Origin of the sequence: Georhizobium sp. MAB10 (assembly GCF_045012825.1) — a bacterium.
GTDB lineage: Bacteria > Pseudomonadota > Alphaproteobacteria > Rhizobiales > Rhizobiaceae > Georhizobium > Georhizobium profundi.
This window is the reverse complement of sequence record NZ_CP118314.1, coordinates 1,492,967-1,504,932: the sequence shown is the minus strand read 5'-3', so window position 1 is coordinate 1,504,932 and position 11,966 is coordinate 1,492,967. Positions and strand designations below refer to the sequence as shown.

Annotated in this window: 11 protein-coding genes; 7 read left to right on the top strand and 4 right to left on the bottom strand. The window is 63.3% G+C overall.

What is annotated here, in order from left to right; translation table 11 throughout:
- Positions 1–52 precede the first annotated feature (52 nt).
- Entirely contained in the window at positions 53–892 is an 840-nt protein-coding gene (locus PU133_RS06830) for a shikimate dehydrogenase family protein (RefSeq protein ID WP_404864028.1), read from the top strand.
- On the top strand, positions 889–2,781 hold the full coding sequence (locus PU133_RS06825; RefSeq protein ID WP_404864027.1) for a bifunctional sugar phosphate isomerase/epimerase/4-hydroxyphenylpyruvate dioxygenase family protein: 1,893 nt from the start codon (positions 889–891) through the stop codon (positions 2,779–2,781). Before PU133_RS06830 ends, PU133_RS06825 begins: the two co-directional genes overlap by 4 nt.
- 21 nt (positions 2,782–2,802) lie before the next feature.
- Here the strand turns inward: PU133_RS06825 and PU133_RS06820 are convergent, their stop codons facing one another.
- Together PU133_RS06820 and PU133_RS06815 are read right to left on the bottom strand one after the other, a co-directional pair.
- Positions 2,803–3,819 (bottom strand): amidohydrolase family protein, encoded by a 1,017-nt coding sequence (locus tag PU133_RS06820; protein ID WP_404864026.1) that lies wholly within the window; start codon positions 3,817–3,819, stop codon positions 2,803–2,805.
- 27 nt (positions 3,820–3,846) lie between these two features.
- Complete coding sequence (locus PU133_RS06815) at positions 3,847–4,590, bottom strand: GntR family transcriptional regulator (RefSeq protein ID WP_164527817.1); 744 nt, start codon at positions 4,588–4,590, stop codon at positions 3,847–3,849.
- Positions 4,591–4,828: 238 nt separating this feature from the next.
- On the opposite strand from PU133_RS06815, the gene PU133_RS06810 reads away from it, so the two are divergent.
- From PU133_RS06810 to PU133_RS06790, 5 genes are read left to right on the top strand one after another with little or no spacing between them, the layout of a single operon-like run.
- Positions 4,829–5,884 (top strand): ABC transporter substrate-binding protein, encoded by a 1,056-nt coding sequence (locus PU133_RS06810; protein WP_404864025.1) that lies wholly within the window; start codon positions 4,829–4,831, stop codon positions 5,882–5,884.
- Positions 5,881–6,705, top strand: coding sequence for an ABC transporter ATP-binding protein (locus PU133_RS06805; protein WP_404864024.1), 825 nt, complete (start codon positions 5,881–5,883; stop codon positions 6,703–6,705). Before PU133_RS06810 ends, PU133_RS06805 begins: the two co-directional genes overlap by 4 nt.
- Complete coding sequence (locus PU133_RS06800) at positions 6,683–7,513, top strand: ABC transporter permease (RefSeq protein WP_404864023.1); 831 nt, start codon at positions 6,683–6,685, stop codon at positions 7,511–7,513. Before PU133_RS06805 ends, PU133_RS06800 begins: the two co-directional genes overlap by 23 nt.
- Positions 7,513–8,499, top strand: coding sequence for an asparaginase (locus PU133_RS06795; protein ID WP_404864022.1), 987 nt, complete (start codon positions 7,513–7,515; stop codon positions 8,497–8,499). The genes PU133_RS06800 and PU133_RS06795 overlap by 1 nt, the downstream gene beginning before the upstream one ends.
- Before the next feature lie 22 nt (positions 8,500–8,521).
- Positions 8,522–9,415, top strand: coding sequence for a polysaccharide deacetylase family protein (locus tag PU133_RS06790; protein ID WP_404864021.1), 894 nt, complete (start codon positions 8,522–8,524; stop codon positions 9,413–9,415).
- A gap of 53 nt (positions 9,416–9,468) precedes the next feature.
- On the opposite strand, the gene PU133_RS06785 is transcribed toward PU133_RS06790, so the two are convergent.
- Together PU133_RS06785 and PU133_RS06780 are read right to left on the bottom strand one after the other, a co-directional pair.
- The gene (locus PU133_RS06785; RefSeq protein WP_404864020.1) at positions 9,469–10,170 is read right to left on the bottom strand and encodes a ZinT family metal-binding protein; all 702 of its coding nucleotides are present in this window, start codon (positions 10,168–10,170) and stop codon (positions 9,469–9,471) included.
- Positions 10,171–10,621: 451 nt separating this feature from the next.
- Positions 10,622–11,893 (bottom strand): ABC1 kinase family protein, encoded by a 1,272-nt coding sequence (locus tag PU133_RS06780; RefSeq protein ID WP_404864019.1) that lies wholly within the window; start codon positions 11,891–11,893, stop codon positions 10,622–10,624.
- Between the last annotated feature and the right edge of the window lie 73 nt (positions 11,894–11,966).

Sequence of the window (11,966 nt, the reverse complement as noted above, 5' to 3'; positions counted from 1 at the left end):
ATTGTACCGGCGCATCGGGGCGCCGCGCGTTGCGACGACAGGATCACAGAACATGTTTCGGCTCGGATTGATCGGTGACAACATCAAGCGCTCCAAGTCGCCCATGCTGCACCGGTTGGCGGGACAGCTTTGCGGCCTGGACGTCACTTACGAGCCGCTGATCCCGGCCGACATGGGTCTCGATTTCGACGCGGTGTTCGATCAGTGCCGTGAGAGCGGCTTTCGCGGCATCAACATCACCTATCCCTACAAGGAGCGCGTGTTTCCAGCGTTGAACGTGCCCGATCCCCGCGTGCGGGCGATCGCTGCCTGCAATACGGTGATCTTCGATGCCGATGGCCCGTCCGGCACCAACACCGACTACACCGGCTTCGTTGCCGCTTTCCGTGAGAGCCTGCCGGGCATGACGCCCGGCACGGTCGCCATGGCGGGGGCTGGTGGGGTTGGCAAGGCGGTGGCCTTTGCGCTGGCCGAACTCAAGGCCACCGCGCTGCACATCTTCGACACCGACGCCGTGCGTGCCGAAGCGCTGGCAAACGCGATTCGCGCAAATGCTCCCGGTATGTCTGTTTCGGTCTCCCCCACGATCGAGGACGCGACAGAAGGCGCCGACGGCATCGTCAACTGCACGCCCCTCGGCATGACCGGCATTCCCGGCACCGCCGTTCCCTTGACGCTCATGCCAAAAGCCGGCTGGGCGTTCGATGCGGTCTATACACCGGTCGACACGCAATTCCTGATGGATGCGCAAAAGCGTGGATTGGCAACCATCAGCGGCTACGAACTCTTCTTCCATCAGGGCATAGACGCGTTCCACGCCTTCACCGGCGCAAGGGTCGATACGAAAGAACTGCGCCATGCGCTGAAAGCAGAGGCGCTGGAGCAGGCATGAAAACCTCGATCGCGACCGTCTCGATCAGCGGCAATCTGACCGAAAAACTCGCAGCCATCGCCCGCGCCGGATTCGACGGCATCGAGATTTTCGAGAATGATTTCCTCGCCTTCGATGGCTCGCCGCGCGATGTTGCCAAAATGGCCGTCGATGCCGGTCTTGCGATCACGCTTTACCAGCCTTTCCGCGATTTCGAGGGACTGCCGGAGCCGCAACGCGCCCGCGCATTCGATCGGGCAGAACGCAAGTTCGACGTCATGCAGGAACTGGGGACTGACCTCATCCTCGTCTGCTCGTCGGTCTCGCCGATCGCGATGGGCGGCATCGACCGCGCGGCGGACGATCTTGCCGAACTCGGCGCGCGTGCTGCGAAACGGGGCCTTCGCATCGGCTACGAGGCGCTCGCCTGGGGGCGGCATGTCAACGACCACCGCGACGCCTGGGAAATCGTGCGCCGCGCCGATCATCCCAATGTCGGGCTCATCCTCGATTCCTTTCACACGCTTGCGCGACGCACGGATCTGAAATCCATCCGCTCGATTCCGAAGGACAAGATCTTCTTCGTGCAGCTTGCCGATGCGCCGGCAATCGACATGGATCTGCTCTATTGGAGCCGTCATTATCGCAACATGCCGGGTGAAGGCGACCTGCCCGTTCCGGCGTTCATGGCAGCCGTCGCCGCGACCGGCTATGACGGCTATCTGTCGCTCGAGATATTTAACGACCAGTTCCGCGGTGGTTCGCCACGGGCGATCGCCGTCGACGGGCATCGGTCGCTCATCTGGCTGATGGACCGGATCCGGCGCGACGAGCCCGCTTTGAAGGTCGACCTTCCCGCCATGCCCGCACCGATCGGCGTCGAGGGCGTCGCGTTCGTCGAATTTGCGACGGACAAGAAGGGCGCGGCTGACATTGCACGGCTGCTGTCCGCGATGGGATTTTCCGAAGTCGGCCGGCACGTCTCGAAAGACGTCTCGCTGTGGCGCCAGGGCGATATCAACATTGTCGTCAATACCGACAGTTCAGGCTTCGCGCACTCCTCCTTCCTCGTTCACGGGACTTCGGTCTACGCCTTCGCTCTTTGGACCGACGATGCGCAGGCAACGGTCGAGCGTGCACGTGCACTCGGCGCGGAACCGTTCGAGCAGGAAGTCGGCCCGGGCGAGCTGAAAATCCCAGCCATCCGTGGCGCCGGTGGCGGCGTGATCTATTTCCTCGACCGGAACTCCGATCTTTCCAAGCTCTGGGACATCGACTTTGCTCCCGCCGATGGCGCCTCGCCGGCGAACAGCGCCGGCCTCACCCGCATCGACCATGTCGGCCAGACGATGGAGCATGGCGAGATGCTGTCATGGCTTCTCTTCTACACATCCATCTTCCGCGCTCACAAAACCCCGACGGTCGACGTCATCGATCCGGCCGGCGTTGTGCGCAGCCAGGCAATCGAATCCGATGATGGCGGCTTGCGCCTGACGTTGAATGGCGCCGACAACCAGCGCACGCTGGCCGGACACTTCATTTCCCAAAGCTTCGGCTCGGGCGTGCAGCACATTGCGTTCGCGACGGACGACATCTTCGAGACGGCGGCGTCCCTGCGCCGGGCTGGCTTCACGCCACTGGCGCTGTCACCGAACTACTACGACGACGTTGAGGCCCGCTTTGGACTGGAACCGGAACTTGCCGACCGGTTGAGGGCGGAAAACATTCTCTACGACCGAGACGAGAACGGCGAGTTTTTTCAGCTCTACGCTCCCACCTGGGGCGAAGGCTTCCTCTTCGAGATCATCGAACGACGTGGAGACTACCGCGGCTACGGTGCGCCGAATGCGACGTTCCGGATTGCTGCGCAGAAGCGTCATATGCGGCCGAAGGGCATGCCGACCGCCTGAGGGCGACCGGCAATCTCCCATTTATTTGAGCTTCAACAGGCTCTCTGCCGTGCCACCGAGCACCGCCTGACGATCGGCGTCCGACAGGGATTGCTGCCGATCGACGACATCGACGGGCGCATCGTGCCCCATGTCGAAGCAATAATCCGAACCGAGCATGATCCGGTCGGCGCCGACCTGATCGACCAGGAAGGACAGACCGGCGTCGGAATGGGAAATCGTGTCGTAGTGGAAGCGCTTGAGGTAGCTGAGCGCGCCGTTCTCCATGTGCTTCAGTTCGGGCCGCCCCATCGCCCAGCCATGGTTCAGGCGTCCGGCGAGGAATGAGAACGCGCCGCCCGCATGCGGCAGCACGATGTCGAGCTTCGGGAAGCGATCCATGACGCCGCCGAAGATGAGATGCGCGGCAGCGACAGCCGTATCGAACGGGTTACCGAGGAGGTTCGCGAGGAAATACGGCTTCAGCCGGTCAGTCATGCCGATGACTTTCAGGGGATGCAGGAAGATCGGCCAGCCCATCGCCTCGATGCGCTCGAATACGGGCAGCAGCCGCTCGTCCGACAGGTCCCAGTCGCCGATCGCCGTGCCCATATAGACGCCGCACATGCCGGGCGCATCCTTGACGCGCTCCAGTTCGGCGAGCGCTTCTTCCGCGTGGTTTGCCGGGATCATCGCGAGGCCGACAAGCCGATCGGGAAACTGCTCATGCGCTTCCACAAGCGAATCGTTGAAGGCGACGGACAGCGCCCGCGCCACCGGCGCATCGGCGAAATAGACCATCGGCTGGGTGAGCGACAGCGCCTGGACGTCGACGCCCTGGCGATCCATGTCGGCGATGCGCATGTCGAGATCGGTGAAGCGCTTCTCCAGCGGCCCCGCATGCAGCGGACCGACATCTATGATCGTGCCGCGCGGATCGCGCCGCACACAGGCACCGCACTTGCAGCCCTCGGTTTCGAGCGCCGCGATGTAGCGTTCCGGAAAATAATGCGCATGGATATCGATCCGGCGCGCGCGGTTTTCGCTCGTGTCTGTCACATGTCACCCTGGTGTTTGTAAAAAGGTCTAGGCCTTGCCGCGGAGAGCTTCGGCTGCGGAACGATTTGCCGGCTGGCGGCGCGCCTGGGCTTCCGACATCTCGATCGCGCTGATCAGATATTCCGCCGTGTTGCGCGAATGGGCCTCGATGACTTCCTGCGCTTTCGCAACATCATTGCGCTCGCAAGCCGTCAGCAGATCCCAGTGCTCGCGCTGCGACTGCTCGCGCCCGCGCACCGAGATATAGAGCCGCACATAACGTTCGACGTTCGAGCGGAACTGATCGATGGTTTCAAGAAGGCGCGGCCAGCCGCAGGCATCGTTGATCGCAGCGTGGAATTTACGGTTGAGCTCCGGCCAGCTGTCGTTCGCGTTCTCGTCGTCAATCAGCCGGTCCATCGCCTCCAGCGTCTCGCGCATGCCCCGGAAATCCTTCGGGCGCAGATTTTCCAGCGCCTTGCCGACCGCAAGACGTTCCAGTGAGCCGCGAATGGCAAACATTTCGCGGATATCGGCCGGGTCGAGCCTGGCCACTTCAACACCGCGATACGGATAGACGACCACAAGCCCCTCGGCCTGCAACTGCTTGAGTGCCTCGCGAACAGGCATGCGGCTGACGCCGAGCGTGGCGGCGATTTCGTTCTGATCGAGCTTGATCCCTGCAGGCAGCCGCCCGTCGACGATGGCCGAGCGGATGAGGCCAAGAACGATGTCCTTGCGGCTCATGGGCTGGCTGATCAGCCGCGCCTCTTCCTGCGAAAGTTCGATCATCAATTCGGCTCCTCGTCCGACGGTCTTTTGTTCAGCAAAGCCACGACGTTTGCAATCAGCTGCGCCTCGCTCAATTTCTAGGCGTGAAAGATGCATGCCCAAAAATCATCTTGATATCCGTGATCTAATATATTAGTCGTCAGATCACAAGCGGATTTTCCCGCACAGGATCGCCTCCACGAGACGGACGCAGAGCCGTGGCGATCGACCCGAAAACCAGAGGCCAGGATCAATCACCATGTTGCACACTCTACGCGCCGTCAGCATCACCGCCGCCGCTTCCGCAGCGCTTGCGCTCTCCGTTTCCTTCGCCGCTGCGCAGGATCTGGAAACCTTCACCTTCATGTTCCCCGTCGAGAGCGTGAACCAGTTCCACCCCTTCTACATTGCTGACGAACTGGGCTTCTTCGCCGAGGAAGGTCTGGAAGTGTCGTTCCAGGACGCCGGCGGATCCAGCGCGGCCATCCAGCAGGTCATCGCCGGCAATGCCGACGCCGCCCTGCCTGCACCGAGCGCATTCCTCAATGCCGTCGCCCAGGGCTTCGACCTGAAGTGGGTCTATTCCTACCAGTACGCGAACATCTTCACGCTGGCCGCCACCGCTGAATCCGGCATCTCAACGATCCAGGATCTGAAGGGCCGGAGCGTCGGCGTGTCTGATCTCTCAGGCGGTGAAGTTCCACTCGTGCGCGCCGTCCTCGAAGAAGCCGGCCTAACAAGCGAAGAAGTCAGCCTCATCCCCGTCGGCGACGGCTCGGCACTCACCGTCCAGGCGCTCGAATCCGGCCAGGTCGATGCCTATTCCTCCAGCCTCTTCGACATCGCCGCCATCCAGTCGCGCGGCATCGACATGGTGACGATCCTGCCGCAGGAGGCCCAGGACTTCCCGGCAAACGGCGTCGTCGTTTCGGCCGAGCTTCTCGCAAGCGATCCGGACAAGATCGAAGGCTTCCTGCGCGCCGTCGCCAAGGGTGTCGTCTACGCAGCCGCCAATGACGAGCGCGCCTTCGCCATGGCCAAGGAAATCCGGCCGGAAGAGTTCGAGGACGAAGCGATCGCCGCTCCGAACTGGGAAGTCGCCCGACGTTTGAAGACCCCGCCGGCCGCACTCGCAGAGGAGCCCTTCGGCACGCATTATCTCGAAGGCTTCCAGGCCTATCACGACTTCCTGCGCCAGGGCACCGAGGAAGAAGGCGCCCTGCCGACGGACGTCGACCTCTCGGTTGCACTCGACAGCTCGCTGATCGAAGCTGCCAATGAATTCGACCGGGCTGCCGTGGAAGCCGCGCAATGATGGCCGTGCGTCTCGAAGACAAGGCGCCGCTCGAAAGAGCGGCGCCTGCCGAAACCATCATCGACGTCAGGGGTCTTGGCAAGACGTTCACCCTCGATTCCGGGCCCGTCATCGCGCTCGAAAGCGTCGATCTGACGATCCGCAAGGGTGAGTTCATTTCCTTCGTCGGTCCCAGCGGTTGCGGCAAGTCGACCTTGCTGAACATGGTGGCTGGGCTTCTGCCAGCAACCCAAGGCAAAGCGACGCTCAACGGCCGCGCGATCAACGAGCCGTCCCGCCAAGTGGGCTTCATGTTCCAGACGGCGGTTCTCTTGCCATGGCGCACAGTCGAGGAAAACGTTCTGATGCCGGCGGAAGTGTTCGGCACCAAGACGGAAGCCACACGTCAGAAGGCGCGCACCGTGCTGGAAGCTGTCGGCCTTGGCGATTTCATGAACGCCTATCCGCGCCAGCTTTCTGGCGGCATGCAGCAGCGCGTCTCGCTTGCCCGCACGCTGACCTACGAGCCCGACGTTCTTTTGATGGACGAACCGTTCGGCGCACTCGACGAATTCACGCGCGAAGCGATGAACCTGGAGCTGATGCGCATCACGCAGGCGGCGGGCATTACCGTACTCTTCGTGACGCATAACATCACCGAGGCCGTCTTCATGGCCGACCGCGTCGTGGTCATGACGCCGCGTCCGGGCAAGGTCTCCGGCGTCATCGATGTCGAACTGCCGCGTCCGCGCACGATCGATCAAATGCAGAGCCAGACCTTCACCGATCTCATCTTCAAAGTCAGGGGAATCCTCGGCCATGGCCAAGACAGTCACGCTTGATGCCGAGCCGGTGAAGGCCGCCTCGCCCTATAAGAACGCCAACCAGGAACTGCGCTACAAGTTCTACACCTTGGCGATCATCGTCGTGATCCTGGCTGCCTGGGAACTCGCACCGCGCCTCGGCCTCGTCTCGCCGATCATCCTGCCGTCCTTCTCGGCCGTCGTCGGCGCGCTCATCTCGCTCGTCCAGCAGGACTTCTTCCTGCGCCACTTCTCCGTGACCCTGACCGAAATCCTCATCGGCTTCGTGCTCGGCACGTCGATCGGGCTCGCGCTCGGCATCGCACTGGCGGTCTGGCCCACGGCCAAGCGCATCGCCTACCCGTTCGTCGTCGGTTTCCAGGCGATCCCCAAGATCGTCTTTGCGCCGCTCTTCATCGCCTGGTTCGGCTTCGGCATGAGCTCCAAGGTCGTCATGGCCGTTGTGATCTCGTTCTTCCCCGTGCTGATCAACACGCTGGTCGGCCTGGAAAGCGTGCCGGAAGATGCCCGCAAGCTGATGCGCTCCATCAAGGCCACGCCGTTGCAGACATTCCGCAAAGTGTCGCTGCCGCATGCGCTGCCGGTCATCTTCGCCGGTGTGAAGGCTGCGCTCACCTTCGCCGTCATCGGCGCGATCGTCGGCGAGTTCGTTGGCGCATCGGAAGGCCTCGGCTATCTCGTCGAGCTCTACAAGAACCAGCTGCGCATCGACCGCGTCTTCGCCGTCATCGTGATCCTCGCGACAATCGGTGCCGGTGGGTACTTCCTGCTCGAATGGCTCGACCGCAAGCTGATCTTCTGGCGCACCGACGCCCAGGGCAAGTGATGCCGCGCGTCACCATCATCGTGCTTGGCGGCACCATCACCATGGTGCCGCAGGCATCCGGCGGCATTGCGCCGTCGGTCAGCGGCGACGATCTGGTCGCCGCCGTCCCGGCCCTCCTTGATGTCGCCGAGATCGATGTCGTCACGCCGTTTCTCGTGCCGGGCGCGTCGCTCACCTTCGCGCAAATAGCAACAGTGGCCGACATGGTCGCGGCGGCTGGCGCGAACGGGGCCGATGGCGTCGTCGTGGTGCAGGGCACCGACACGATCGACGAAACGTCGTTCCTCTTGGATCTCGCCTGCGAGACCGGCCCGGACCAACCGGCCATCGTCGTCACCGGCGCCATGCGTGGCGCAGCCGCGCCAGGCGCCGATGGACATGCCAATCTGCTCGCCGCCGTCACGGTGGCGGCAGCGCCCCAGGCGAAGTCGCTCGGCACGCTGGTCGTGCTCAATGACGAAGTCCATGCCGCACGATACGTGCAGAAATCCGACACGGGTCTGCCCTCGGCCTTCACCGCGCCTGGGCTTGGCCCCATCGGCACCGTAACGGAAGGGACCTTCCGGCTGCGCCTCCTCCCGGTGGCGTCGCCCCGCCCCGCCCTGCCGATCGCGGAAGCAGCGCCGGTCGCCATCGTCCAGACCGGGCTCGGCGACGATGGCCGCCTCATCGACACCATTGCCGGTGCCGGGTTCCAGGGTGCGGTCATCGCCGCCATGGGCGCAGGCCATGTGCCGGCTGCCATCGTGGAGCGCCTCGATGCGATTGCCCGATCGATGCCGGTCGTGCTTTCGACACGGGTCCCGGGCGGTGCGGTTTTCGAAGACAGCTATGGTTTTGCCGGCTCGGAAATGGATCTCATCCGTCGCGGCCTGATTCCTGCGGGCCTTCTACCCCCGCACAAGGCGCGGCTTCTGCTCGCCTGCCTGCTGGGCGCCGGATTCGCCACCGACGAGATCGAGACGCATTTCAAGGCTTTTGCCTGATCCATCACGAAAGGCTTCATTCATGTCCGATCCGATCATCGATGCGGCGCGCATTCGCGGCCGCCTGCCCTACGAGCCGATCACGCAGCGTCCGAAACTGAAGCTGCCCGATGGCAAGCGCGTCGCGGTCTGGACGATCGTCAATGTCGAGAACTGGTCACCCGCCGGCGCCATGCCGCGCGCAGTCCTCTCGCCGCCCATGGGCCAGCCGCTCCTGCCGGATATCCCCAACTGGGCCTGGCACGAATACGGCATGCGGGTGGGCTTCTGGCGGTTCCTCGAAGCCCTGTCGAGCCGGGGGCTAAAGGCAAGTTTTGCGGTCAACGGCACGGCACTCAGCGTCTATGAGCCCGCGTGCCGCGCAGCGCTGGACGCCGGTTGGGACTTCGTCGGCCACGGCTATATCCAGCGGCCGATGCACAAGGTCGAGGAACAGAAGCAGTCGATCATCGACACGGTCGAAGCGATCCGTGCCTTCACCGGCAAGGCGCCGCGCGGCTGGGAAAGCCCAGGCTTGACGGAAACCGAAGACACACTCGATCTCCTGGCCGAAGCCGGCATCGAATATGTCTGCGACTGGTGCCTGGACGACCAGCCGGTGACGATGCAAACACGATCGGGCCCGATCGTCTCCGTGCCCTATTCGGTCGAGATCAACGACGTGGTCATCACCGCCGTGCAGGGCCACCGCTCAGACGAGATCTATCTGCGCGGCGTCGACCAGTTCGACCGGCTCTATCAGGAAGGGGCCGACAACGCCCGCGTGATGGCGATCTCCATCCACCCCTACCTCACCGGCGCGCCGCACCGGATCAAATATCTCGAAATGCTCTACGACCACATCCTGAGCCATCCCGACGTGGCGCTGATGACCGGCTCGGAGATTCTCGACTGGTACAAGACCGAAACGGCCTGACCTAGCTTCGAGAATGATAAAGGCCCCGGCAATCGCTGCCGGGGCCATTAAAGTCAGTGGGCGATCATTTCCGCAACGATCGCATCGCCCGACAAAGCTGCCGGATAATAGGTCGGCCAATTCGTCACCTCCGACAGCAGCGCTTCGCGGTCGTTGCCCCAATAGAGGTGGTAGTGGTCGGATGCCGACTGCGCGATGCGGTGGTCGCTGAACTGGATGAATTGCGGGGCATCGGCGTCGCCTTCGGTCTTTTCGAAGACGAAGCGCACGCCGCGGTTCCCGGCTTCATAGGTCAGGATCTCATATCCGTCGCCTTCGTAGCGCGCCGAAACGGTCGCTTCACCCCGATGGAACGTGACGCTGTAACGGCCGATCTCGATCCGGTCGACATCGGTGCGATAGCCCGTTTCGTAATAGGCCTTGTACTCGTCCTCCGACTTGTCACCCGTCTCGGCCTTGTGCGCCATGACCGGATCGAGCGTGCCATCCTGGAGAAGAGAATAGACCGACTGCCAATCGCCGCCCCAATCGGAAAGCGGCCGGTCGCGCACCTCCGCATCCTCGAACTCGCCGCGATAGATGCGCTCGGCATCCGCATCATGATCGTGACCATGGGCGTGGTCATGGCCCGCGTGGCCGTTGGCTTCGGTGTGGTCATGCGTGCCCGACGCCATGGCCGGTGACGGCATGGTGGCGAGCCCAGCGAAAAGCACAGAAAACACGGCGACGGAGGCGGCGAGGCGGATGCGGTTCATGCGATACTCCATGGTGTGACGATCAAGAAAGGCGATGTGGCGCCGCGCCGGCCCCCCTGACCAAAGGACGAAAGACCGGCGCATGGCGCTGATTGACAGCGCAGTATGTTATGTTATTTCATTCGTCAAATCATTTTACGTTATACCGTTACAAGTGTGAGGCGGCCCTAGTGCGTTTCATCAACCCTTCCGCGCCCCGCAACCCCGAAGGCGTGCAGGCTCGCCAGATCAAGACATGGGTCCGCGCCGTGTTCAATCTTGAAGACGATGCGGCGGTGTCCGTCGCGCAGCTCGCCTGTCCGGACATCGGCTGTCCCGATGTGGAGACGGTGATCGCCATCGTCCGCCCCGATGCCGCCCCCAAAACTCCGCCTGCTCGCCCCGCTCGCCGCCGTAACGGAAGCGGATATTTACGCGCTGCAGAGCAAGTACGACGCCGGTTCTTAGAGTCTCACTCCAGCGCGATGAACGCCCGGTACGGCGCGACGATGCGGCCGAGATCGACGCGGGCGCGCAGTTTGGCGGCGAGCAGATACATGCCGCCGATCTTGCGGTGCAGGAACAGCGTTTCGGCCGGCGGCACATGCATCAGGTCGCGGTCCGTGCCGATGGTCTGGCCCATGGCGCGCAGGCGCTCCAAGAGGTCCGACGCCTTGAAATCGAAGGGCGTCGGCTGGCGCAGCGGCACCATCGCCGTCTGGAACATGCGGATGATGAGCTCGCGCTGCATGGCGGGCGTCTTCGCACCGAAATAGCCGATCTTCAGCATAGCAGTGCGGATCGCCTCGCGCTCATTGTCGAGCCCTGCCAATAGCAGCGCGCGAAAATCCTCGCCTAAGGCCACATCGAAGGCGCGCACCGCGCCGAAATCGAGAAGCACGATGCAGCCCGATTGCGGCTCGTACCGGTAATTGGCAAGGTTCGGGTCGGTCTGCATGGCGCGAAAGACGAAAAGTTCGCGCATCACGAGGTCGATCAGCCGCTCGGCGACCCGGTCCCGCGTCGCTTGAGGCTCCTGCGCCAGCGCATCGAGCGACACGCTTTCGACGAAGCTCATGGCCAGCACGCGCGGCGTGGAGAATTCCGGGACATGGGCCGGCACGAGGAAATCGGCTGAGCCCGACAGAAGCGCGCCGAAGCGCACGAGCCATGCTGCCTCGCGCTCGTAATCGGCCTCGTCATGCAGCTGGCGCTTGGCCTCAGTGAGAAGCGGCGCAAGGTCCATGCCCGGCGGCACAAGGCCCGGCAGGCGAAACAGGCTTGCGATGTTGTCGATGTCGCTGTCGATGCTGTCGCGCACGCCCGGATACTGAACCTTGATCGCAAGATCGCGCCCATCGAGGCTCTGCGCCCGGTGCACCTGCCCGATCGAGGCGGCGGCGAAGGGCACCTCGTCGAACCGGGCAAACCGGGACCGCCAGCCCTCGCCCCATTCGGCATCGAGCACGCGGCTCAGCTGATGCGGCGCCATGTGACGCGCGTCGGCCTGCAACGAGGCAAGAATGGACGCCATTTCCGGCGGCAGCACGACGCCTGGATCCATCGACAGCATCTGGCCAAGCTTGAGCGCCGCGCCCCGCATATGCGACAGACCCTCGGTCAGCCGCATCGCGTTTGCGGGCGTCAGCAGCATGGAAGACAGCTGAGGGCGCTGGCCGGACGCCATCTGCCGTAGACCCGATGCAGCCGTGTTGCCGGCAATGCCGGCCGCAATGCTGCCCATGCTGAACAGCCGCGACAGCCGGCTTGAAGGGATTGCTGATCCTTCTCTTCTTCGTCGCTCGGTCAAGAATGTC

Coding starts and splice junctions, on each gene's coding strand:
- PU133_RS06790 (WP_404864021.1), top strand. CDS start 8,522: ATGTCCGATCCGATCATCGATGCGGCGCGCATTCGCGGCCGCCTGCCC.
- PU133_RS06805 (WP_404864024.1), top strand. CDS start 5,881: ATGATGGCCGTGCGTCTCGAAGACAAGGCGCCGCTCGAAAGAGCGGCG.
- PU133_RS06810 (WP_404864025.1), top strand. CDS start 4,829: ATGTTGCACACTCTACGCGCCGTCAGCATCACCGCCGCCGCTTCCGCA.
- PU133_RS06785 (WP_404864020.1), bottom strand. CDS start 10,170: ATGAACCGCATCCGCCTCGCCGCCTCCGTCGCCGTGTTTTCTGTGCTT.
- PU133_RS06800 (WP_404864023.1), top strand. CDS start 6,683: ATGGCCAAGACAGTCACGCTTGATGCCGAGCCGGTGAAGGCCGCCTCG.
- PU133_RS06780 (WP_404864019.1), bottom strand. CDS start 11,893: ATGGGCAGCATTGCGGCCGGCATTGCCGGCAACACGGCTGCATCGGGT.
- PU133_RS06825 (WP_404864027.1), top strand. CDS start 889: ATGAAAACCTCGATCGCGACCGTCTCGATCAGCGGCAATCTGACCGAA.
- PU133_RS06830 (WP_404864028.1), top strand. CDS start 53: ATGTTTCGGCTCGGATTGATCGGTGACAACATCAAGCGCTCCAAGTCG.
- PU133_RS06815 (WP_164527817.1), bottom strand. CDS start 4,590: ATGATCGAACTTTCGCAGGAAGAGGCGCGGCTGATCAGCCAGCCCATG.
- PU133_RS06795 (WP_404864022.1), top strand. CDS start 7,513: ATGCCGCGCGTCACCATCATCGTGCTTGGCGGCACCATCACCATGGTG.